The following is a 21,204-nucleotide window of genomic DNA, read 5'->3' as shown; positions in this document are numbered from 1 at the left end:
CGGCTACCGTCCGGTTAACGAAGAATGACTGAGCAGCAGTTTGAGAGCCCAAATGTTAACAAATCCTTTACGCAGCCTTCGTGCATTGACGATTTGCGCTGTCGCGCTGTGCGGTGCCTCCCCCGCGCTGGCGGAGCCGAGCCATGGCATAGCTATGTACGGCGCGCCCGCCTTGCCACCGGATTTTGTGGCCTTGCCGTACGCAAATCCGGACGCGCCCAAAGGTGGACGAATCGTTACCGGTGAGACCGGCAGTTTCGATAGTCTTAATCCCCACATCCTCAAGGGCACCGTCCCGTGGCAATTAAGATTCCTGGCCTATGAGAGTTTGATGGGCCGATCCTGGGACGAACCGTTCACACTCTACGGTTTGCTGGCCGAATCAGTCGAGACGGACCCCGCCCGGACATGGGCGGAATTCACCCTCCGCGAGGAGGCGCGCTTCTCCGATGGCAGCCCGGTGACGGTCGAGGATGTGATGTGGTCCTACGAGACTTTGGGCACGGTGGGCCATCCGCGCTACCACGGGCTGTGGAAGAACATCGCCTCGATGGAGCAGACCGGGCCGCGCAAGATCCGCTTTACCTTCAGCGAGGACAACCGCGAGCTGGCGCTCATCGTCGGGATGCGCCCGATCCTCAAGAAGGCCCAGTGGGAGGGAGCCTCCTTCGAAGAGAGCGGGCTCGACATGATCCCGATTTCCTCCGCGCCCTACGTGATCGACGATTTCGAGGCCGGCCGTTTCGTCAGCCTCAAGCGCAATCCGGACTACTGGGGCAATGACCTGCCCTTCCGCCGCGGAACCAACAACCTCGACGAGATCCGGATGGAATTCTATGGCGACGGAAGCGTGGCCTTCGAGGCGTTTAAGGCCGGCGAGGTCACCACCCACCGCGAGTTCAACGCCGAGAAATGGGAGACGCAGGTCGCCTTCCCCGCGATCGAAAGCGGCGATGTGATCAAGTCGATCATCCCCCATGAGCGGCCCACCGGCATGACCGGTTTCGTGATGAACAGCCGCCGCCCCGCCTTTGCCGACTGGCGCGTGCGCGACGCGATGATCCATGCGTTCAACTTCGAGTTCATCAACCAGGCGCTGACCGGGGGCAAGCAGCCGCGCATCGCCTCCTACTTCTCCAACTCGGTTCTGGGGATGCGCGAGGGCCCCGCGAGCGGCGAGGTCCGCGCCCTGCTGGAGCCCTTTGCCGAGGCGCTTCTGCCCGGCGCGCTGGAGGGCTATGCCCTGCCGGTGTCAGACGGCAGCGAGCGCAACCGCGCCAACATCCGCGCGGCGATGGACTTGATGGAAGCGGCCGGCTGGACCATTCAGGACGGGGTGATGAAAAACGCCGGGGGCGAGCGCTTCACCTTCGAGGTGCTGCTGCAATCGGCCGATGGCGAGAGCCAGTCGATCATCGACATCTTCTCCAAGGCGCTGGAGCGGATGGGCATCGAGATCACCGTGACGACCGTGGACAGCGCGCAATATGCCGAGCGCGTGACGGCCTATGACTACGACATGACCCAGTACCGGCGCGGCCTCTCGCTCAGCCCCGGCAACGAGCAGTATCTCTATTGGGGCTCCGACGGGGTCGAGGAGCCCGGCTCGCGCAACCTGATGGGCATGGCCTCGCCCGCCGCCGAGGCGATGATCGACGCGATCCTCACCTCGCAATCCAACGAGGGCTTCGTCGCCGCCGCCCGCGCGCTCGACCGGGTGCTCACCACCGGGCGCTATGTCATCCCGATCTATCAGTACAACATCAGCCGCGTCGCCCATGTGAAGGAGCTCAAATACCCCGAAGAGATCCCGATCTACGGTGACTGGATCGGCTGGCAGCCAGATGTCTGGTGGTACGAGGAGGAGTGAGCGATGCGTTGGATCATGAGGATCACGGCCGCACTGCTGATTCTGGGCCTTTCGGCCTGCGCGACGATCGACGGGATCGGGCAGGACATCTCGTCGGGCGCGCGCACAGTGCAGGATATGCTCTGAGGCGCGCGCAACCGTGTGATTTTCCGACGGTTTCGGCGCGGACACGCGCGCGGCGGCCCGCCGCGGCCCTCAGTGGTTGCAAATCTGTGCAAGCTTCCCCATTCTAAGGAGGGTGCCACTCTTCGGGGGAATGAGACGTTGCGGTGGCACCGGTTGAGGGAAGAGGTTTAGTCACGATGCGGTTCACTCTCGTCACGGCGTTTCAGCGGGTCCACAGCCTTGTGGGCGATTTGCGCGACCGGCTTGACGCCTTGCTTGAAGGGCTCGCCGAAGTCTTTGGCGGCGGCGAGCGGGCACGCGAAGAGCTTCTGATCCGCATCCCTGTCGAGAAAAACCGCAAGGGCCCGCCGCGCCGCTGAGCGCACGCCCTCCCCGACGACAGTCATCGAATTTCAAAAGAACGACCGGCCTGCCGCACCGGCCGGCACAAGCTTGTGATCAGGTCAGCGACGTGACCCAGAGGATCGTCGCGTCATCCTCGCTGATCGAGATGACGTTGTGGCCCATCCGCGCGTCGTAATAGACGCTGTCGCCCCGGCGCAGATCGACCGGCGCGTGATACTCGGTAAAGAGCCGCACCGCCCCGGTCAGCACATAGAGAAACTCCTCGCCATCATGACGCACCCAGCCCTCAAACTCCTCCATCGCCCGGGCGCGAATGCGCGTGTGATAGGGCAACATGCGCTTGTCGGGCAGGGTCTCGGCGAGAAGGTCGTGCTCGTAGGTCGCCGTCGGGAAGGCCTCCCCCTCGCCGCCGCGCGTGACCGACAGACGCGGCGCGGCTTCGGTTTCCGGCGCGGGGGTGAAGAGCTGGGGGATCGAGATCGCAAGCCCCGTGGCGAGCTTCTTCAACAGATCGAAGGTCGGGGACATGTTCCCGTTCTCGATCTTGGAGAGGGTCGAGCGCGCGAGCCCCGCTTGCTGCGCCGCCTGTTCCAGCGTCCAGCCGCGCGAGACCCGCAGCTCGCGCACCCGTTTGGCCAGATCGAGCGGTTCCGGCGCGCTGGCGCGGCCGTCTCGGTGGGCGATGGTGATCAGTGTTTCGGGATCGCGTGGGGGCATGGGGAGCGACATAGGCCGGTTGCCCGCCCCGCGCAACATGTCCGTCGGTGCCTGCGCGCCCTGCCCCGGTCTGTTGCGTTTACGCCCGCCTCCGAATGCGGCACAAGGGGCGGACCCGCTTCAACCCGCCCGACCGGAGGCCACCCCCGTGATCAAGCTCGATATCCTCTCTGACCCGATTTGCCCGTGGTGCTACATCGGCAAACGCCAGCTCGACCGCGCACTGGAGAGCCGCCCTGACCATCCCTTCACGGTCGAATGGCACCCGTTCCAACTCAACCCCGACATGCCCGCCGAGGGGATTGACCGCCGCACCTATCTGGAGACGAAATTCGGCGGCAAGGACAAGGCCGCGGAGGTTTATGGCGCGATCGACACCCAGGCGCGCGCGGTGGGGCTCGAGATCGACTGGGGCGCGATTCAGCGCACGCCCAACACGCTCGACGCCCACCGGTTGATCCACTGGGCCGGGATCGAAGGGCGCCAGACCGCCGCCGCAAGCCGCCTCTTCCGCGCCTATTTCGAAGAGTACCGCGATATCGGCGCACATGACGTGCTGGCCGATATCGCCGACGGGATCGGGATGGACGCCTCGGTGGTCCTGCGCCTTCTGGGCTCGGACGCCGACCGCGAAGCGATCGCGGCGCGCGATGGCCACAGCCGCGAGGCGGGGGTGAGCTCGGTGCCGACGTTTATCGTGGCCGAGCGTCAAGCGGTGGTGGGCGCGCAGCCGTCGGAGCTTTGGCAGAAGGTCATCGACGAGATCGCACAAGCCGAGAAGACGGCGGCAGACAGCGCGGACGAATAGGCAGGCCCACCCGGGCGACGCGACTTCTGTTTGCGCGCGGTGAGGCGCGTGCGCACAGGAACGTGTTCGCTGGCGCACATCTGGGGCCCGGGTTTGGGCTGGCACTTTTTCCGATCTGGTGGTAGCGCCGGGGTCTAACAGGAGTTATCCCGTGCCATCCCGATCCATTTCCCGGAACGAGTTTGTCGTTCTCATCGCAATGATCATTGCGACCGTCGCCTTTTCGATTGACGCCATGTTGCCAGCCCTGCCCGAGATCGCGGCGGAGCTGACGCCCGAGAGCCCCAACGAGGCGCAGCTCATCATCACCTTCTTCGTGCTCGGCATGGGGTTGGGGACGTTTTTCACCGGCCCGCTCTCGGATGCCTACGGGCGCAAGGGGATCATGGTGGGCGGCGCGGCGCTCTATATTCTCGGCGCGATCCTGGCCTGGAGCGCGCCGACGTTGGAGACCATGCTCGCCGCTCGGCTGCTGCAGGGGCTGGGCGCCGCGGGGCCGCGTGTCGTGGCGCTCGCGGTGGTGCGCGATCTCTATTCGGGCCGCCAGATGGCCCAGATCGTCAGCGTGGTGATGATCATCTTCACCATCGTCCCCGCCTTTGCCCCCGCCGTCGGGGCGCAGATCATCGCCGTCACCGGCTGGCGCGGCATCTTCCTCGCCTTCACCGTCTTCTCCGCGCTGGTCACCCTGTGGCTCATGCTCCGCCTGCCCGAAACGCTCCCCACAGAGAGCCGCCGCCCGATGCGCCGCGCCGATCTGTGGGACGCGACGAAGGAAGTCCTCGGTCACCCGACCGTGCGGCTTTCGATCGCGGTCATGTCGCTGACCTTCGGGATGCTGTTCGCGATGATTTCCTCGATCCAGCAGATCTTCGACGAGGTTTTCGGCCGGGCCGACAGCTTCCCGTTCTGGTTCGCGGTGATCGCGCTGGTCTCGGGCTCGGCGGGATTCGTCAACGCCAAGCTGGTGGTCCGCTTCGGAATGCGCGCGATCATCAACACCACCTTCGCCATCGAGATCGCCATCACCGCGGCCATGCTCGCGCTGATCGTCTTCGATCCGCCGAGCGAGGTCCTCTTCGTGGCCTATCTCGTCTGGACGATCTCGGTCTTCGCCCAGATGGGCATGGTCTCGGGCAATCTCAACGCGCTGGCGATGGAGCCGATGGGCCATCTCGCGGGAATGGCGGCCTCGATCATCGCCGCGCTTTCGACGGTGGCGTCGGTGCTGATCGCGATCCCGATCGGGCTGTCCTTCGACGGCTCGCCCCTGCCGATTGCGATCGGCGTGCTGCTCTGTGTGATCGGTTCGCGGCTGCTGTCGGGGCTCATCCGCCGCGATGTGGATGCCGGCGCGCAAGAGGCGGAGGTTTGAGGGCGCCCTAGCCTTCGGCCTTTTCCTCCAGCGTCAGCCAGTCCTCTTCGGCCTCGGCAAGCCGCGCCTGCCGGGCGGCGAGCGCCTCTGTCGCCTTGCGGAACTTGACCGGCTCGCGGCTGTAGAGCTCCGCATCCGAGAGCAGCCCTTCGAGCTTGGCGATCTCCGCCTCCAGCCGTTCGATCTCGGCGGGAAGCTCCTTCAGGCGGTGGCTTTCGGTAAAGCTCAGCCCCGCCCGCGCGGTTTTGGCCGGTTTTGTCCCGGAGGCCGCGTCGGCGGGAGCGGGCGTCTTGTGCGCGCTCTGCCTGGCGGCAGGCGCAGCATCGGCCCGGGCCTCGGCCCGCTGGTCGCGATAGTCGCTCCAGCCGCCCGCATAGATGAGCGCGCGCCCGTCGCCCTCCATCGCCACGGTCCGCGTCGCCACCCGGTCGAGGAAATCGCGGTCGTGGCTCACCAGAAGCACCGTGCCGTCATAGCCGTCGAGCACCTCCTGCAGCAGGTCGAGCGTCTCGACATCGAGGTCGTTGGTCGGCTCGTCGAGCACGAGCAGGTTGCTGTCCCGCGCCATGAGCCGGGCCAGCAGCAGCCGCGCGCGCTCCCCCCCCGAGAGCGAACGGACGGGCGCGCGGGCCTGTGCCTCATCGAAGAGGTATTCCTTGAGATAGCCCACCACGTGTTTCGGCGTGCCGCGCACGAGAATCTGGTCGGCGCGCCCCGAGACGCGCATCTCGGCATCGCCCGTGAGGTTTTCCCACAGTGTCATGTCCGGATCGATCTGGGCACGGGTCTGGTCGAAATAGGCAAGCTTGAGGTTGGTGCCGAGCGTGACCTTGCCCGCATCGGGTGCCTCCTGCCCCAGCAGCATCTTGAGCAGCGTCGTCTTGCCCGCCCCGTTGGGCCCGACAAAGGCGATGCGCTCGCCGCGTTCGACCTTGAGATCGAAGTCGCGCAGGATGAGCCTCTCGCCAAAGCTCTTGGCCAGCCCCACCGCCTCGATCACCTTGCGCCCGCTCTTGCCGCCGCTCTCCAGCGCCAGCGCCGCCGTCCCCTGCCGCCGGATCATGCCCGCCCGTTCGGCGCGCGAGGCCTGCAACGCCCGGACGCGGCCCTGGTTGCGCTTGCGCCGCGCGCTGATGCCTTCCACAGCCCAGCGGGCCTCGGCCTTGATGTGGCGGTCGAGCTTGTGGCGCGCCTGATCCTCTTCGTCCCAGATCTTGTCGCGCCAGGCTTCGAACCCGTCAAAGCCGATCTCCTGCCGCCGGACCTGCCCGCGGTCGATCCACAGCACGGCGCGGCTGAGGGCGCGGAGGAAGGCGCGGTCATGGCTGATGAGGACAAAGGCGCTGCGGGTTGATTTCAGCTCGTCCTCAAGCCAGCCGATCGCCTCGATGTCGAGGTGGTTGGTGGGCTCGTCGAGCAGCATGAGCGCGGGTTCCGCAGCCATGAGCCGCGCCAACGCCGCCCGCCTCCGCTCGCCTCCGCTGGCCGCGGAGACCGCGCGCGACAGATCGAATTTCAGCCCCTCGGCCACGCGCTCGACCCTGTAGCTCTCGCCCTCCGGCAGATCGGCGGTGGCGAAATCGCCCAGGGTGGCAAAGCCCGACATGACCGGATCCTGCTCCATATAGCCAATGGTTGTGCCCGGCGAGACGACGCAGGCGCCGCTGTCGGGCTCGACCAGCCCGGCCATGACCTTCATCAGCGTGGATTTGCCTGATCCGTTGCGCCCCACGAGGGCCGTCCGGTCGCCCGGCTGGATCACCAGACCAAGGTCGGAGAAGACGGGATCGCCGCCGAAGGTGAGGGAAATGTCGGTGAGCTGGAGGAGGGGTGCACGTGCCATGAGGCGCAGCTAATCGCCCCGGCGGGCTGCGTCAATCACTCAAGCGCCGCGCGCCGCCCTCAAGCCCGCGCAGACGCCGCCGGCGCGCCGCCGGAATCGCGCCGATCTCGACGCCGGTGAAGACGTGCAGCGTGTTCATCGCCCGGTCCACCACCGCGTGATCGCTGACCCAGCCGCCCATGGCGAGATAGGTGCGGAGCAGCGGCGGCATCCGTTTCATCGCAAGCCGCGCATCGGGCGTGCGCCGCAACAGCTTGGCGAAGCGGAAGACATCCGGCGCCTTGACCCGGGGGAGCCAGCGCTTGGGCGCGAGATGGCGGGCCTGAAGCACGGTGAAGGCATCGAGGTACTCCTCCGCCGCGGTGCCCTGAAAGGACGAGCAGCCGAAGAGCATCTGCACGCCATGATCATCGACGTAGCGCGTCATCGCCCCCCAGGCGAGGCGCAGGATATCGGGATCGAGGGCAAACTCCGCATCGATGCAGAAGCGCCCCATCTCGACCATCGGCCCCTCGAAGCTTTCGAGCGCGGCGAGGTCGTAGAACTGGGCGGCGTAGCTGCGGGCGATTTCTCCGGGCCCGAGCCGCAGGAGCCGGAAGCAGCAGACGAGCCGGCCGCCGTCGCGGGTTTCGACCAGAAGGTGATCGCAGATCGGATCGAAGGCATCGGCATCCTCGCCCGCCCCGCCCGTGTCATCGGCGAGAAAGCAGCGCCAGCGCAGCCGCTGGGCCGCGCGCAGATCCGCGTCGCAGGCGGCAAAGCGCGTGGTGTAGCGCGCGCGTCTTGGCGTCGGGCTCAGGGCGGGCATGGCGTCAACCTCCGCAGATGCAACCTCGGGCGCAGCCATGGCGCGCCCGTGTTACGCTGGTATGACAAAATTCCGACAGCGCCCGCCGGTCAACCGCACCCGCGCGCCGCGCCCGCCCGATCGGCGGGATCGCGCCGCCTATTCGCCGAGCAGCGTGCCCGCGTCGAACCGGCCCAGGTTGCCCAGAAGCTGGCGCAGGAAGGTGGTGTTGCGCACGGTGTTGTCGGTCACGCGGCGGGTCAGCGCCACGACGCGGCCGTCGGCCAACGTGAAGCGCTCGACGTTTTGCGCGGTGCCGTCCGGCGAGAAGGAAATCGCGACCACTTGCCGGTCAAGGATCTCGGGCTCCAGAAAGCCGAAATGGCGGACCTGCTTATAGACATAGTAAACCGTGTCATCGCCGCTGACGCCCTGGGTCGTCGGGGTGCCGAGCGTTTCGATCACGCTGTCGCGGGTATCGACGCCGAGCACCACCTGGCCGAGGTCCTCCGGCGAGGGCACATAGCCATGATTGCGCATCTCCGCCACGCACCCCGCCACGGTGATTACGGCACTCAAACCAAGGGCGATGCGTCCCGCCCGGAATTTCCCTGCCATCTGCGCCCTCTTGTGTCCTGTGACGAAGCCTTTTATCGGCTTATCGAAGGACGACGGATTGTTCAACATCGACCGCAGCCCGGAGGCTCAAATGACCCGGCAGACGCCTTATGCCCATCCTTTCCACGTGTCGTCGCTCAACGGCAAGAAACCCACGCGCTTCGCGCTTCTCCCGTCTGCCGAGGCGCGCGAGGCGCTGCGGGCCGACCTGGATCTGCTGGCGCTGCGCAAGCTGACCTTCGAGGGCGAGATCCGCGCCGAGGGCAAACGCGGCTGGCGGCTGGAGGGCGCGCTCGGGGCCACGGCCGAGCAGGCCTGCGTCGTGACCGGCGCGCCGGTCACCACTCGGATCGAGGAGCGGGTCCTGCGCCGCTTCAGCCCCGATCTGGAGGAACCAGATGCCGAGGAAGTCGAGATGCCGCAGGACGACACGCTCGAGCCGCTCGGCGCCGAGATCGATCCCGGGCTGGTGATGGCCGAGGCGCTGGCGATTGCCCTGCCCGACTATCCGCGCGCGCCCGGCGTGAGCTTCGAGGACGCCCGCGCGACCCCACCGGGCGCCGAGGAAATCCGCGACGAGGACCTCAAACCCTTTGCCGGGCTCAAGGCATTGCGCGACAGGCTTGACCCTGACGAGACGTAAGTCGCGGTTGCCGTGACCCTATGTCAGGGTCCCCCCTTGCGCGTGGCGAAAAGATGCGTATTTTCGCGCGCTCGCCCATGAAAGTCATGGACAGCCCCGGCGCTTGCGCCTAAGAGCCGGGGATCAAGGATAAACGCCGGGCAATTGCCCGAGAGACATGAGGTTGAGACATGGCCGTCCAACAGAACAAAGTATCCAAGTCGCGCCGCAACAATCGCCGCGCACATGACGCGCTGACCGCGGGCAACCCCAACGAATGCGCGAACTGCGGCGAGCTGAAGCGCCCGCACCACGTCTGCGCCGCCTGCGGGCACTATGCCGATCGTGAAGTCGTGGCCCAGGCCGACGAGATCGAGCTCGACGAGGACGCCGCTTAAGCCGTCTCGGACAGGGTCGGTTAGCATGACCTCCGATCAACACGCGCCCGCCGACCAGCGTCGGGACCGGATCACCATTTCCATCGATGCGATGGGCGGCGATCGCGGGCCCTCTGCGGTCGTGGCCGGCATGGCGCGGTCGATGTCCAAGAACCCCGATATCGGGTTCATCGTGCATGGCCCGCAAGAGACGCTTGAGCCGCTCATCGCCAAGCGTCGCGGTCTGGCCGATATCTGCGAGATTCGTGACGCGAAAGACACCGTCCGGATGGACGAGAAGCCCGCGCAGGTCCTGCGGCGGAGCAAGACCACATCGATGTGGTCGGCTCTGACCTCGGTGAAGAAGCGCGAGGCGGATGTCTGCGTGTCCTGCGGCAATACCGGCGCGCTGATGATGCTGTCGGTGGTGCGGCTGCGCAAGCTCTCCGGGGTGGACCGGCCGGCGATCGCCGTGCTCTGGCCCTCGCGCAGCGAGCAGGGCTACAACATCATGCTCGACGCCGGCGCCGATATCCGCGCCGATGAGCATGACCTCGTCAAATACGCGCTGATGGGTGTCTCCTATGCGCGCAATGGGCTCGGGATCGAGCATCCGCGCGTCGGCCTGCTCAATGTCGGAACCGAAGAGCACAAGGGGCGCCCCGAGCTGCGCCTGGCCTATGAGCTGATCGAAGAGCTGACCGTTTCGGCCGATTTCCGCTTTGTGGGCTTTGTCGAGGGCGGCGATCTGCCGCGCGATACCTGCGATGTCATCGTCACCGACGGCTTCTCCGGCAACGTCGCGCTCAAGACCGGCGAAGGCACCGCGTCGCTCATCGGCGAGCGGCTGCGCGAGGCCTTCCGATACTCGCCGCTCTCGCGCCTCGCCTCGGTCCTCGCCTACACCTCGTTGCAGCGGCTGAGCAAGAAGATCGACCCGCGCCGGGTCAATGGCGGCGTTTTCCTCGGGCTCAACGGAACGGTCGTCAAATCTCACGGCTCGGCCGATGCGACCGGCGTCTCCGCGGCGATCAAACTGGCCTACCAACTCACCCAGTCCAACTTCTCCGAAAAGCTCGCCGCGCGGGTTGCATCCGCCCCGGCGCTTGACCAAGATGGCGAAACTGGGGACGGGAGCGAATAAGAACATGACGACGCGAGCAGTGGTGCGTGGCGTTGGGCACTACCTGCCCGACCGGATCGTGCCGAACAGCGAGTTCGAAACGCGGCTGGACACGAGCGATGAATGGATCCGCTCACGCTCGGGGATAGAGCGCCGCCACTTCGCCGCCGATCATGAGAACACCTCCGATCTGGGCGCCCATGCGGCGCGGGCCGCGCTGGCCGATGCGGGGCTTGAGGCCGCCGATCTCGACGCCATCATCCTCGCCACCTCGACCGCCGATCTGACCTTCCCCTCCGCCGCGACCATGGTGCAGGACGCGATCGGCATGCAGTCGGGCTTTGCCTTCGACGTTCAGGCCGTCTGCGCCGGGTTCGTCTATGCGCTCACCACCGCCAACGCGATGATCCTCACCGGCCAGGCGCGCCGGATCCTGGTGATCGGGGCCGAGACCTTCAGCCGCATCATCGACCACGAGGACCGGGCGACCAGCGTGCTCTTCGGCGATGGCGCCGGCGCGCTCATCCTCGAGGCGCAGGACGGCGACGGCAGCGCGGCCGACCGCGGCATCCTCGCCTCCGATCTCAATTCCGACGGGCGCTACCGCGACATCCTCTATGTCGATGGCGGCGTCGGCACGCGCGACACCGGTTTTCTGCGGATGCAGGGCAAGGAAGTCTTCCGCCACGCGGTGGAAAAACTCGCCGAGACCGCCGAAACCGCGCTCGCCAGCATCGGGCTCAGCGGCGCGGACGTGGACTGGATCGTCCCGCATCAGGCCAACATCCGCATCATCCAGGCGACGGCCAAACGCATGGGCGTGCCGATGGATCGGGTGATCACCACGGTGCAGGATCATGGCAATACCTCTGCCGCATCGATTCCCCTCGCGCTCTCCGTCGGCAAGGCGCGGGGCCAGATCAAACAGGGCGATTTGATCGTCACCGAGGCAATCGGCGGCGGTCTGGCCTGGGGATCCGTGGTTTTGCGCTGGTAATCGCGCCCCGACGCCTTTCCTCAAGTGCTTGATATTGACTTGGCTTTTTCATAGACCGTACAGTCGCATGAACGGGCCTGGAGGTAATGGTATGTCGAGCAAGACCCTGACGCGCATGGATTTGAGCGAAGCGGTGTTCCGCGAGGTGGGGCTGTCGCGCAACGAAAGCGCGCAGCTGGTTGAATCGGTTCTGAGCCTGATGTCGGAGGCGCTGGTGCGCGGCGAGCAGGTCAAGATCTCCTCCTTCGGCACCTTCAGCGTACGCGGCAAGACCGAACGCGTCGGCCGCAATCCCAAGACCGGCGAAGAGGTCCCGATCCTGCCGCGGCGCGTCCTGACCTTCCGCCCCTCGCACCTGATGAAGGACCGCGTGGCCGAAGGAAATCGCGGGTAAGCCCGGGACATGGCCAAATCGCCCGACGCGTTTCGCACCATCAGCGAGGTTGCTGATTGGCTCGACACGCCGGCCCATGTGCTGCGCTTCTGGGAATCCAAGTTCACACAGGTCAAACCGGTCAAACGAGCCGGCGGGCGGCGGTACTATCGCCCCGCCGACATGCTGCTGCTCGGCGGGATCAAACGGCTGCTGCATGACGATGGATTGACCATCAAGGGCGTCCAGAAACTGTTGCGCGAAGACGGCGTGAAGGCCGTATCCCTGCTCTCACAGGCGCTCGATGATCCCGACGCGGATGCGGCGCTGAAGGCGCAGATCGACGATGGGTCGAAGGCTGCTCCGGGTGCAGGCGAGGAGATGACCGACGCTGCGGCCGAGCCGGGTTTGGAAGAGCTGCCGGACGTTGACGAGGCGGCAGAGGAAGCCGTAGACGCCGAGGGTGCGGAGCCTGACGCAGAGCCCGAGGACCTGCCTGAGCCAGAAGCCGAGCCCGAGCCAGAAGCCGAGCCCGAGGTCGCCACAGAGGTGCCGCTCGATGAGCCTGCCGAACCACAGGACGACCTCTTTGCCGAAGATCCAAGCGCGGACGAGGGCACCGCGGAGGAAGACGAGACCGCTCTGCAAGACGCTGCGGAGGATGAGGCCGAGGAGGTCGCGGAGCCCTTGGCCGAGCCTGAGCCTGAGGTTGCCGCTGAGAACAGCGAAGAGCCGGCGCTGGACGAGGCCGAAGACGCGATTGCCGCCTGGGAGGCCGACGCGGCCGAGCCGGAAACCGCCGAGTTGCCGGAGCTGGAACCAGAGAGCGCAGAGGCGCTCGACCCGCCCACCCTTGATGCGCTGGACGAAGACGAGATCGGTCTCGATCTGCCGGACACCGCCGAAGACCCCGCGCCGATGGCCATCGAGGACGCGCAGCCCGCGCTCGCCGACATTCCGGCCGCTGCCCTGCCCGCCGATGTGGTCGATACCCTGCGCGCGCTGGCCGCTGACGCGGAGGCGGTAGATCCGCCAGAAACCCCCGGCGCGCTGACAGCTCTTTCGTCCGTGCCGCGCGACAGACTCCGCGATCAGCGCGACCTGCTGCAAGCGGCAAAGGCCCGGCTGGAGGCCCACCGCGAGGAATTGCAGGAGCTGATGCTTAACGTGGCGGGCCGCTGACAGAAATATGCGCAAGCCCCCTTGCCCCCACCGCGAAATAAAGTATGAAGCCCCAAGTGTCGGGCTATGGCGCAGCCTGGTAGCGCGTCCGTCTGGGGGACGGAAGGTCGCAGGTTCGAGTCCTGCTAGCCCGACCACTTCACCGCTCACCATCTGCATGCCGCATCCGATCCGCCGCGAGGAGATCGAGACATGACGGGTGTATTGCCGAGCCAAACCCTGCGCGCGTTCATCGCGTCGGGGGTGATCGCCGCTTCGCCTGACATTCAGCCCGCCCAGATCCAGCCCGCCAGCCTCGATTTACGCCTTGGCACTGTCGCCTATCGCGTGCGCGCGTCTTTTCTGGCCGGCGGCGCCGCGCGGGTTTCGGACCGGCTGGCCGAGTTCGAGATGCATCGAATCGACCTCAGCGATGGCGCGGTGCTGGAGAAGGGCTGCGTTTATGTCGTGCCGCTGATGGAGCGCCTCGCCCTGCCCGACGATGTTCAGGCGGTCGCCAATGCCAAGAGTTCGACCGGTCGGCTCGATCTGCTTACCCGCACCATCACCGATGGCGGCACCGAATTCGACCGCATCCCCCAAGGCTATCACGGGCCGCTCTTTGCCGAGATCTGCCCGCGCTCCTTCTCCGTGCTCGTCCGGCCGGGTATGCGCCTCAATCAGATCCGCTTCCGGCAGGGGCAGGCAGCGCTCGACGATGCAGCATTGATGCGCCTCAACGCGCAGACGCCTCTGGTCTCGGGCACGGCTGTGATCGATGACGGATTGGCGTTTTCGGTGGACCTGCAGCCCACTGACGGCGATCTGGTTGGCTATCGCGCCAAGCCGCACACCGGGGTGATCGATCTCGATCGGATCGGCGGCTACGATGCCGATGCCTATTGGGAGCCGGTGCGGAGCCGCGAGGGGCGCATCATCCTCGACCCCGGCGCGTTCTACATTCTGGTGAGCCGCGAAGCGGTCTGCATCCCGCCCGATCACGCCGCCGAAATGGCGCCCTACCTTGCGATGGTGGGTGAATTCCGTGTTCACTATGCGGGGTTCTTCGATCCCGGCTTCGGCCACGCCGCGGCTGGTGGCGCGGGGTCACGCGGCGTGCTGGAAGTCCGTTGCCACGAGGCCCCCTTCGTTCTCGAACACGGGCAGGTCGTCGGGCGGCTGATTTATGAGCGGATGGCCGAGGTCCCGGATATGCTCTACGGCGTCGACATCGCGTCGAACTATCAGGGGCAAGGCCTCAAGCTTTCCAAGCACTTCCGATCGAGTGTTAATGCATAGCTTTACCTAGCGCAGGCGTCGAAACAGGCTCCATCCACGCCGGGCTTTCTGCATCGCGCCGCGCGTGGATTGCGCGCTCGCGCGGTCTTCAGGGCTCATCTCGGCGCGGGATTTGCCTCCCCCGGCCATATGGTCGATCCCCTTCGACACGCCCTTGTTTATCACCTGCCGCAGCACGCGGTTGAGTATCATCGTCGCCAACCTGTCGATCTGCATCGAACTATCCTTCCGGGTAAAACACTTCGTCAATCATCGAACTGTTCGCCAATCATCAAACTGTTCGTCACTCATCAAACTGTTCGTCATTTACCGAACAGTTTGTCATTCGTCGAACATTTCGCTCTGCGGCTCATCGTCCTCGGCGTCATCTTCGGCCTCTCCGGGGCCGGGAACGGAGCCCGGCGGTGGGCGATTGTCGAGCAGACCGGCCGCACGAAGCTCCTTCACACCGGGCAGATCGCGCGCGCTCTCAAGGCCGAAGTGGTCGAGAAATTCCTGCGTGACGACAAAGGTGACCGGCCGGCCCGGGGTCATGCGTCGCCGCCCGAAGCGCACCCATTCCATCTCGATCAGCTGATCGACCGTCCCGCGCGAGACGCTCACGCCGCGGATCTCCTCGATCTCGGCGCGGGTGACCGGTTGGTGATAGGCAATGATCGCGAGGGTTTCGATGGCCGCACGGCTGAGCTTGCGCGTCTCGACCGTCTCCTTCTGCATCAGGTAGCTCAGATCGGCGGCGGTGCGCATCGCCCAGGCATCGCCCACCTTGACCAGACGCACGCCGCGCCCCTCGTAGCGCTTTTGCAGGTGCACCAGCGCCTCCTTGGGCTCGCAGCCATGCGGCAGCCGCCCGGCAAGATCACGCAGGCTCAGCGGCGCGGCGGAGGCAAAGAGAAGCGCCTCCACCATGCGCTCCTGTTCGGCCATTGGCGGGGCGTCGAAGAGGCTGTCTTCGCCGGGCTCGGGCGCGGCGATCTGCTGCGGGTCATCCATCGCGCGGCTCCCTCCTGCGCAGCTCGATCGGCGCGAATGTCGCGCCCTGCCGGATCTCGACCTTGCCCTCCTTGGCAAGCTCAAGCGAGGCGGCAAAGGTCGCCGCGGTGGCCGAGCGCCGCTTCTTGGGATCGACCGAGAAAGCCTCGGGCAGGTAACTTGAAATATCGGTCCAGGTGCCCGCGAAACCGATGAGCCCACGCATCCGCTCCAGCGCCTGTTCCATGGTGAAGACGGACTCGCGGTCCAGCACGAAGGGGCGGAAATCATCGCGCGTCTTGAGCCGGGCATAGGCCTGCATCAGGTCCAGCACGGTCGCGGTATATTCGACCTTGCGCACGCGCTCCACCCGTTCGGGAATGCCGCGCGCGAAGAAGTCCCGGCCGAGCTGATCGCGGGCCATGAGCTTGGCGGCGGCATCGCGCATCGCTTGCAGCCGTTCGAGCTGAAAGGCCAGGTGGGCGGCCAGATCCTCGCCGGAGGGGCCCTCTTCCGCAGGGTCAGGCGGGAGGAGAAGGCGCGATTTGAGAAAGGCGAGCCAGGCGGCCATGACGAGGTAATCGGCAGCCAGTTCGATCCGAAGTGTCTTGGCCTGTTCGACGAAGGCGAGGTATTGCTCGGCGAGCTGGAGGATGGAGATCCGGCGCAGGTCAACCTTCTGCGTGCGGCTCAGGGTGAGGAGCAGATCGAGCGGCCCTTCGAAGCCGTCCACGTCGATGATAAGCGCCTCCGCCGCGAGGCGGGCCGCTACCGCGCCCTGATCGGAGGCGGGATCGTCGAACAGCTCCTTATCGGCCATCGGCCCCCACGTTACTGCATCAGGCTTTCAAGTTCGGCCTCCAGCGCGCGGATGTCAATCGCGCTTGGTACCTGCCGCAAGGCCAGCGCAGCCTCGGCGCGGGCTTCGGCCATCGCGCTGAGCGGCGGGGCTGCCTCGCCGGCGGCGCGGCGGTCTGCGAGCGAGGCGTTGCACAGCAGCGCAAGATCACAGCCGGCGGCAAGCGCGCCGGAGATTTTCTGCGCGACCGAGCCGGGCACCGCGCCCATGGACAGATCGTCCGACATCAGGAGCCCGCCAAAGCCGATCTCCTCGCGGATGAGGCGGATGGCTTCGGGCGACAGCGTCGCGGGCACGCCGTCTCCCCCGGGCAGGACGATATGCGCGGTCATGGCGCAGGGCAGATCGCACAGCGCGCGGAACGGGGCGAAGTCGCGGGCGCGCAACGCGTCAAGGCTGGCGTGGATTTCCGGCAGGTCGGCGTGGCTGTCCTGCGTTGCGCGGCCATGGCCGGGGAGGTGTTTCATGATCGGCAGAACGCCGCCCTGCAGCAGCCCCTCGGCCGCGGCCCCGCCATACTCGGCCACGCTCTCCGGCTCGGTTCCGAAACAGCGGTTGCGCAGGAACGGGTGCGTCTCGTCGCAGGCGATATCGAGGGTGGGCGCGCAATTCATATCGATCCCGACGGCGCGCAGTTCGGCGGCGATGATCCGGTGGCGCAGCCGCATCGCGCAGGCGGCATTGCGGCCGGCGGCGACCACGTGATCAAGCGGCGCGGGCCAGGCGCGCCAATGCGGCGGGCCGAGCCGTTGGACGCGCCCGCCCTCCTGATCGATCATGATCGGCGCGTCGCGCCCCACCGCGCTGCGCATCTCATCCGTCAGGGCGCGAAGTTGGTCGGGCGTCTCGGCATTGCGCGCGAACAGGATGAAGCCCCAGGGGTCGAGCTCGGCGAAAAGCCGGCGCTCGTCTTCGGTCAGCCGCGGGCCCTCGGCATCGAGGATGACCGCGCGGGGGGCGGCGCTCATCGCAGCGTGACCGGGATGCAATCGGCCCCTTCGGCCATCAGAGCGGCGCAGAACTGGCGCGCGTCGCTCATCTGGGCAAAGCCCTCGGCGCGGAGGCGATAGAGCGTGCGGCCGACGCTTTCGGCCTCGACGACGACGCGGGCCTTGTCGAACATCAGCTCCTCGAACCGCCGGGAGATCGCGGCCCAGGCGGCCTTGGCCTCCGCCTCGTCGGGAAAGGCGCCGAGCTGGACCAGCGTCGTGCCGGCGGGCAGGCTGGATTGGCTGATATCGCGCACGGCCGCCGCGGCCCCGGCGGGGCGCCCGGCGCTCAGTGCCGCGGGGCGGCGCAGCGGGATAAGCGAGCGCGCGAGGCCCGAGGCCGGCGGGGACGCAAGGGCGGATTGGCCCCCGCTTTGGCCCGCACTCTGCGCCGCGACCTGGGCGGCGATTTGATCGGCAAGGGCGAGGATGGCCGCCTCTTCGGGGTCGGCGGGCTCGGAGGCCCCTGCCCCGGCGGGATCGGCGTTTTGGTCTGCATCGCGCTTGGCGGGAGCGAAGGCCGCCAGATCCTCGGCGCTGAGGTCAAGCGGTTCGGGCGCAAGCACGAGGCTGTCGGCGGGGCGTTCGGCGATCCCTTCGGCGGCGACGTTGTTCACCGCGAGCCCCTGATGCTCGGCCGCGACGCCGCCGGGGTTTTCGGGCTGGACCCGGATCGGCCCCTCGATCGCCCGCACCACCGGCACGCCGCTCACATCGCGCACCACCAGCCGGTAGCCCCAGACCCCAAGGCCCGCGATCAGCGCCAGCGACACCGCCGCGCCGATCAGGTTCACCATCGCGCCGCGCGCCACCGGCGCACGCGCCTCCAACGCGCCCATCTGTGGGGAATACTCTGCCATACCGCCTCATCTCCCCGGCGGCGTCTCGCGCCGGGTCTTGCCTGTGCCTGTCCCCGGCGGATGTGGCTTTGTTCAGCGCATCTCTTCTGCCGGGGTCACGCCCAAGATACCAAGACCTGACGAAATGACAACGGCGGTGGCACGGGCGAGCGCGATTTTGGCTTGCGAGACCTCGGGCACCTCGGGTTGCAGGAACCGCAGCTCGGGCGCGTCGTTGCCCCGGTTCCAGAGCGCGTGCAGCTCGGAGGCGAGATCGTAGAGGTAGAAGGCAACGCGGTGCGGCTCATGGGTGCGCGCGGCGATCTCGACGATCCGGGGCCATTCGGCCAGCTTCTGGATCAGGCGCAGCTCGGCGGCATGGCCGAGCTTGGTGTGATCGGCAGCGCGGAGCGTGGCGTCCGAGGCTTCGACACCCGCTTCGGCCGCACGGCGCAGCACCGAGCAAACCCGCGCATGAGCGTATTGCACGTAAAACACCGGGTTATCCTTGGATTGCTCCAGCACCTTGTCGAAGTCGAAATCGAGCGGCGCGTCGTTCTTGCGCGTCAGCATCACGAAGCGGGTCACATCCGCGCCGACCTGTTCGACCACGTCGCGCAGGGTCACGAATGTGCCGGCGCGTTTGGACATCTTGAAGGGCGCGCCGTTCTTGTAGAGCTTGACGAGCTGGGTGAGCTTGACGTCCAGCGGGACGCGGCCATCGGACAGCGCCGAGACGGCCGCCTTCATCCGCTTGACGTAGCCGCCGTGGTCGGCTCCGAAGACGTCGATCAGCTGATCGAACCCGCGCTCGATCTTGTCGAAGTGATAGGCGATGTCCGGGGCGAAATAGGTCCAGCTGCCGTCGGATTTCTTCACCGGGCGGTCCACGTCATCGCCATGGTCGGTGGAGCGGAAGAGGGTCTGCTCGCGCGGCTCCCAGTCTTCCGGCGCCTTGCCCTTGGGCGGCTCCAGCACGCCCTCGTAGATCAGGCCCTTGGCATCGAGCGCGGCAAGCGCGGCCTCGATCCGGCCGGTGCCGTAGAGCGATTTTTCAGAGAAGAACACGTCCATCTTGACGCCGAGCGAGGCGAGATCGGCGCGGATCAGTTCCAGCATCCGTTCGGTGGCGAATTCGCGCACCTCGGAGAGCCAGACCTCCTCGCCCTGTCCCACATAGGCGTCGCCGACCTTGTCCTTGAGCGCCATGCCCACATCGATGAGATAGTCCCCCGGATAGGTCCCGTCGGGGAATTCGACCTCCTCGCCATGGGCTTCGAGGTAGCGCAGGTAGACCGACCGCGCGAGCACGTCGACCTGCGCCCCGCCGTCATTGATGTAATATTCCTTGGTGACGTCGTAGCCCGCGTAGTCCAGGAGCCGCGCCAGCGCATCGCCGAAGACCGCGCCGCGGGTGTGGCCCACGTGCAGCGGGCCGGTCGGGTTGGCGGAGACGTATTCGACGTTGACCTTCTGGCCCGCGCCCATGTCGAGCCGCCCGAAGCGCTCTCCTTCCGTCAGGATCCGGCCCACGAGCCCCTGCCAGACCGCATCCGAGAGGCGCAGGTTGATGAAGCCCGGACCCGCGACACTCGCCTCGGCCACGCGCGCGTCCTCGACCAGAAGCGCGACGAGTTTTTCGGCGATGTCGCGCGGCTTGGCGCCGGCGGGCTTGGCCAGAACCATGGCCGCGTTGGTCGCCATGTCGCCGTGGGCGGCATCGCGCGGCGGCTCGACCGCCACGTTGTCAAAACTCAGCCCCTCGGGCAGATCGCCGCGCGCGGTCAGCGCATCGAGGCAGGTGATCACATGCGCGCGGATATCGGTAAAGAGGTTCATGGCAACGTCCATTGTCTGGCTCGGAAGATAAAGCGCGGGTTTAGCACGGCCCGCGCGGGCGTCAATGCGGCTGTCTTGGGCGCCCTATCGCGGCAGGCGCACCGTGGCGTCCACCCCGCCGAGAAGCTCAGCGTGGCTCTGGAGCGCGAAACGGTCGGTCATTCCGGCGATATAGTCGAGCACGATCCGCGCGAGGCGCTTTTCATCCTCCGCCTCGGCCACGTCCTTGCGCCACTGTTTGGGCAGGAGATCAGGCTGGGCCATGAAGAGCGGGAAAAGCTCGCGCACAACGCGCGTCACCTGCTTGCGCATCTCCACAACCTCGGGCGCGCGGTACATGCGGTGAAAGAGGAATTCGCGGATCTGCTTGAGGTCCTCGAACACCGGTTGCGAGAATTGCACCATCGGCCGGCCCGCCGCGCGGATATCCTCCACCCGCTCCGGCGCCAGCGCCTTGATGTTGGCGGCGCTCACGCGGATGACGTCCTCGACGAGGATCCCGAAAAACCGGCGCAGCGCCTCGTGGCGGCGGCGGTAGTAGTTGAGGCCCGGATAAGTTTGGTCGACCTCGGCGAAACAGTCCTTCAGGATCGGCAACTCGGCCAGCTCGTCAGTCGAGAACAGCTCGGCGCGCAGCCCATCGTGCAGGTCATGGCTGTTGTAGGCCACGTCGTCCGAAAGTGCCGCCACCTGCGCCTCGGGTCCGGCGAAACTGCCCAGCTCCAGATCATGCACCGCGTTGTATTCGGCCAGCGCATAGGGCAGATCGCCGGTCACTGGGCCGTTGTGCTTGGCGATGCCTTCGAGCGATTCCCACGTGAGGTTCAGCCCGTCCCACTCCGCGTAGTGCCGCTCCAGCGAGGTGACGATGCGCAGGGTTTGCGCGTTGTGATCAAAGCCGCCGTAGGGGGCCATGAGTTCGGTCAGCGCGTCCTCGCCGGTGTGGCCGAAGGGCGGATGGCCCAGATCATGCGCCAGCGCCACCGCCTCGGCCAGCTCGACATTGAGATCGAGCGCCATGGCGATGGTCCGCGCGACCTGCGCCACCTCGATGGAGTGGGTCAGCCGGGTGCGGAAGTAATCGCCCTCATGCTCGACGAAAACCTGCGTCTTGTGCTTGAGGCGGCGAAAGGCGCTGGCGTGGATGATCCGGTCGCGATCGCGCTGGAAACAGGAGCGGAAGGTGCTGACCGGCTCGGGGTAAAGGCGCCCGCGCGAGCGGTCTGGATCGGTGGCATAAGGCGCGCGCATCTGGGGTGGTCCTT

Annotated in this window: 23 protein-coding genes and 1 tRNA gene; 13 read left to right on the top strand and 11 right to left on the bottom strand. The window is 66.7% G+C overall.

Annotated elements, in window-relative coordinates:
* Positions 1 to 52: 52 nt before the first annotated feature.
* The 3 genes from BM353_RS06300 (at position 53) to BM353_RS06290 (ending at position 2,355) form a co-directional block, all read left to right on the top strand.
* Positions 53 to 1,870: an extracellular solute-binding protein gene (locus BM353_RS06300; protein ID WP_092078008.1), complete on the top strand. Its 1,818-nt coding sequence runs from the start codon at positions 53 to 55 to the stop codon at positions 1,868 to 1,870.
* Positions 1,871 to 1,873: 3 nt separating this feature from the next.
* Positions 1,874 to 1,996: an entericidin EcnA/B family protein gene (locus BM353_RS06295; RefSeq protein WP_092078005.1), complete on the top strand. Its 123-nt coding sequence runs from the start codon at positions 1,874 to 1,876 to the stop codon at positions 1,994 to 1,996.
* A gap of 176 nt (positions 1,997 to 2,172) precedes the next feature.
* Positions 2,173 to 2,355, top strand: a complete 183-nt coding sequence (locus BM353_RS06290) for a hypothetical protein (RefSeq protein ID WP_092078001.1) — start codon at positions 2,173 to 2,175, stop codon at positions 2,353 to 2,355.
* Between the two features lie 79 nt (positions 2,356 to 2,434).
* On the opposite strand, the gene BM353_RS06285 is transcribed toward BM353_RS06290, so the two are convergent.
* A complete protein-coding gene (locus BM353_RS06285) occupies positions 2,435 to 3,058 on the bottom strand; it encodes a helix-turn-helix domain-containing protein (protein ID WP_092078498.1) in 624 nt (207 codons plus the stop codon).
* Between the two features lie 148 nt (positions 3,059 to 3,206).
* Between BM353_RS06285 and BM353_RS06280 the strand changes: the two genes are divergently transcribed.
* Both BM353_RS06280 and BM353_RS06275 read left to right on the top strand, forming a co-directional pair.
* Positions 3,207 to 3,866: a DsbA family oxidoreductase gene (locus BM353_RS06280; RefSeq protein ID WP_092077998.1), complete on the top strand. Its 660-nt coding sequence runs from the start codon at positions 3,207 to 3,209 to the stop codon at positions 3,864 to 3,866.
* 199 nt (positions 3,867 to 4,065) lie between these two features.
* Positions 4,066 to 5,241: a multidrug effflux MFS transporter gene (locus BM353_RS06275; RefSeq protein WP_092077995.1), complete on the top strand. Its 1,176-nt coding sequence runs from the start codon at positions 4,066 to 4,068 to the stop codon at positions 5,239 to 5,241.
* A gap of 7 nt (positions 5,242 to 5,248) precedes the next feature.
* On the opposite strand, the gene BM353_RS06270 is transcribed toward BM353_RS06275, so the two are convergent.
* From BM353_RS06270 to BM353_RS06260, 3 genes are all read right to left on the bottom strand, one after another.
* The gene (locus BM353_RS06270; RefSeq protein ID WP_092077992.1) at positions 5,249 to 7,084 is read right to left on the bottom strand and encodes an ABC-F family ATP-binding cassette domain-containing protein; all 1,836 of its coding nucleotides are present in this window, start codon (positions 7,082 to 7,084) and stop codon (positions 5,249 to 5,251) included.
* Between the two features lie 31 nt (positions 7,085 to 7,115).
* A complete protein-coding gene (locus BM353_RS06265) occupies positions 7,116 to 7,892 on the bottom strand; it encodes a GNAT family N-acetyltransferase (RefSeq protein WP_092078495.1) in 777 nt (258 codons plus the stop codon).
* A 138-nt stretch (positions 7,893 to 8,030) separates the two neighbouring features.
* Positions 8,031 to 8,489 (bottom strand): outer membrane protein assembly factor BamE, encoded by a 459-nt coding sequence (locus BM353_RS06260; RefSeq protein WP_092077989.1) that lies wholly within the window; start codon positions 8,487 to 8,489, stop codon positions 8,031 to 8,033.
* Between the two features lie 91 nt (positions 8,490 to 8,580).
* Here BM353_RS06260 and BM353_RS06255 point away from each other — a divergent pair, with 91 nt between their 5' ends.
* The 8 genes from BM353_RS06255 (at position 8,581) to BM353_RS06220 (ending at position 14,441) form a co-directional block, all read left to right on the top strand.
* Entirely contained in the window at positions 8,581 to 9,132 is a 552-nt protein-coding gene (locus BM353_RS06255; RefSeq protein WP_092078491.1) for a YceD family protein, read from the top strand.
* Positions 9,133 to 9,302: 170 nt separating this feature from the next.
* Entirely contained in the window at positions 9,303 to 9,509 is a 207-nt protein-coding gene (rpmF, locus tag BM353_RS06250; RefSeq protein ID WP_092077986.1) for a 50S ribosomal protein L32, read from the top strand.
* 25 nt (positions 9,510 to 9,534) lie between these two features.
* On the top strand, positions 9,535 to 10,632 hold the full coding sequence (gene plsX, locus BM353_RS06245) for a phosphate acyltransferase PlsX (protein ID WP_092077984.1): 1,098 nt from the start codon (positions 9,535 to 9,537) through the stop codon (positions 10,630 to 10,632).
* Between the two features lie 4 nt (positions 10,633 to 10,636).
* Positions 10,637 to 11,608 carry a beta-ketoacyl-ACP synthase III gene (locus BM353_RS06240; RefSeq protein WP_092077981.1) on the top strand — a complete coding sequence of 324 codons (972 nt, stop codon included), beginning with the start codon at positions 10,637 to 10,639 and terminating at the stop codon, positions 11,606 to 11,608.
* A 91-nt stretch (positions 11,609 to 11,699) separates the two neighbouring features.
* Positions 11,700 to 12,002, top strand: coding sequence for an integration host factor subunit alpha (ihfA, locus tag BM353_RS06235; RefSeq protein WP_092077978.1), 303 nt, complete (start codon positions 11,700 to 11,702; stop codon positions 12,000 to 12,002).
* Between the two features lie 9 nt (positions 12,003 to 12,011).
* Positions 12,012 to 13,163: a MerR family transcriptional regulator gene (locus tag BM353_RS17100; RefSeq protein ID WP_245759584.1), complete on the top strand. Its 1,152-nt coding sequence runs from the start codon at positions 12,012 to 12,014 to the stop codon at positions 13,161 to 13,163.
* Positions 13,164 to 13,223: 60 nt separating this feature from the next.
* Positions 13,224 to 13,300 (top strand) — tRNA-Pro (locus BM353_RS06225).
* 55 nt (positions 13,301 to 13,355) lie between these two features.
* The gene (locus tag BM353_RS06220) at positions 13,356 to 14,441 is read left to right on the top strand and encodes a 2'-deoxycytidine 5'-triphosphate deaminase (RefSeq protein ID WP_092077975.1); all 1,086 of its coding nucleotides are present in this window, start codon (positions 13,356 to 13,358) and stop codon (positions 14,439 to 14,441) included.
* 6 nt (positions 14,442 to 14,447) lie between these two features.
* On the opposite strand, the gene BM353_RS06215 is transcribed toward BM353_RS06220, so the two are convergent.
* The 7 genes from BM353_RS06215 to BM353_RS06185 all read right to left on the bottom strand — a co-directional run bounded on the left by BM353_RS06215 (position 14,448) and on the right by BM353_RS06185 (position 21,190).
* A complete protein-coding gene (locus BM353_RS06215) occupies positions 14,448 to 14,657 on the bottom strand; it encodes a hypothetical protein (RefSeq protein ID WP_092077972.1) in 210 nt (69 codons plus the stop codon).
* 105 nt (positions 14,658 to 14,762) lie between these two features.
* Positions 14,763 to 15,434 (bottom strand): SMC-Scp complex subunit ScpB, encoded by a 672-nt coding sequence (gene scpB, locus BM353_RS06210; RefSeq protein WP_092077970.1) that lies wholly within the window; start codon positions 15,432 to 15,434, stop codon positions 14,763 to 14,765.
* Entirely contained in the window at positions 15,427 to 16,233 is an 807-nt protein-coding gene (locus tag BM353_RS06205) for a segregation and condensation protein A (RefSeq protein ID WP_092077967.1), read from the bottom strand. Before BM353_RS06205 ends, scpB begins: the two co-directional genes overlap by 8 nt.
* An 11-nt stretch (positions 16,234 to 16,244) precedes the next feature.
* Positions 16,245 to 17,240, bottom strand: coding sequence for a beta-N-acetylhexosaminidase (gene nagZ, locus BM353_RS06200; protein WP_092077964.1), 996 nt, complete (start codon positions 17,238 to 17,240; stop codon positions 16,245 to 16,247).
* Positions 17,237 to 18,121, bottom strand: coding sequence for an SPOR domain-containing protein (locus BM353_RS06195; RefSeq protein ID WP_092077961.1), 885 nt, complete (start codon positions 18,119 to 18,121; stop codon positions 17,237 to 17,239). Before BM353_RS06195 ends, nagZ begins: the two co-directional genes overlap by 4 nt.
* Positions 18,122 to 18,193: 72 nt before the next feature.
* Complete coding sequence (gene argS / locus BM353_RS06190) at positions 18,194 to 19,939, bottom strand: arginine--tRNA ligase (protein ID WP_092077958.1); 1,746 nt, start codon at positions 19,937 to 19,939, stop codon at positions 18,194 to 18,196.
* Positions 19,940 to 20,023: 84 nt separating this feature from the next.
* The gene (locus BM353_RS06185; protein ID WP_092077955.1) at positions 20,024 to 21,190 is read right to left on the bottom strand and encodes a deoxyguanosinetriphosphate triphosphohydrolase; all 1,167 of its coding nucleotides are present in this window, start codon (positions 21,188 to 21,190) and stop codon (positions 20,024 to 20,026) included.
* Between the last annotated feature and the right edge of the window lie 14 nt (positions 21,191 to 21,204).

The organism is Poseidonocella sedimentorum (assembly GCF_900116005.1).
In the GTDB taxonomy this organism is placed as follows: Bacteria; Pseudomonadota; Alphaproteobacteria; order Rhodobacterales; family Rhodobacteraceae; genus Poseidonocella; species Poseidonocella sedimentorum.
This window is presented reverse-complemented; position numbering and strand designations above follow the sequence as displayed.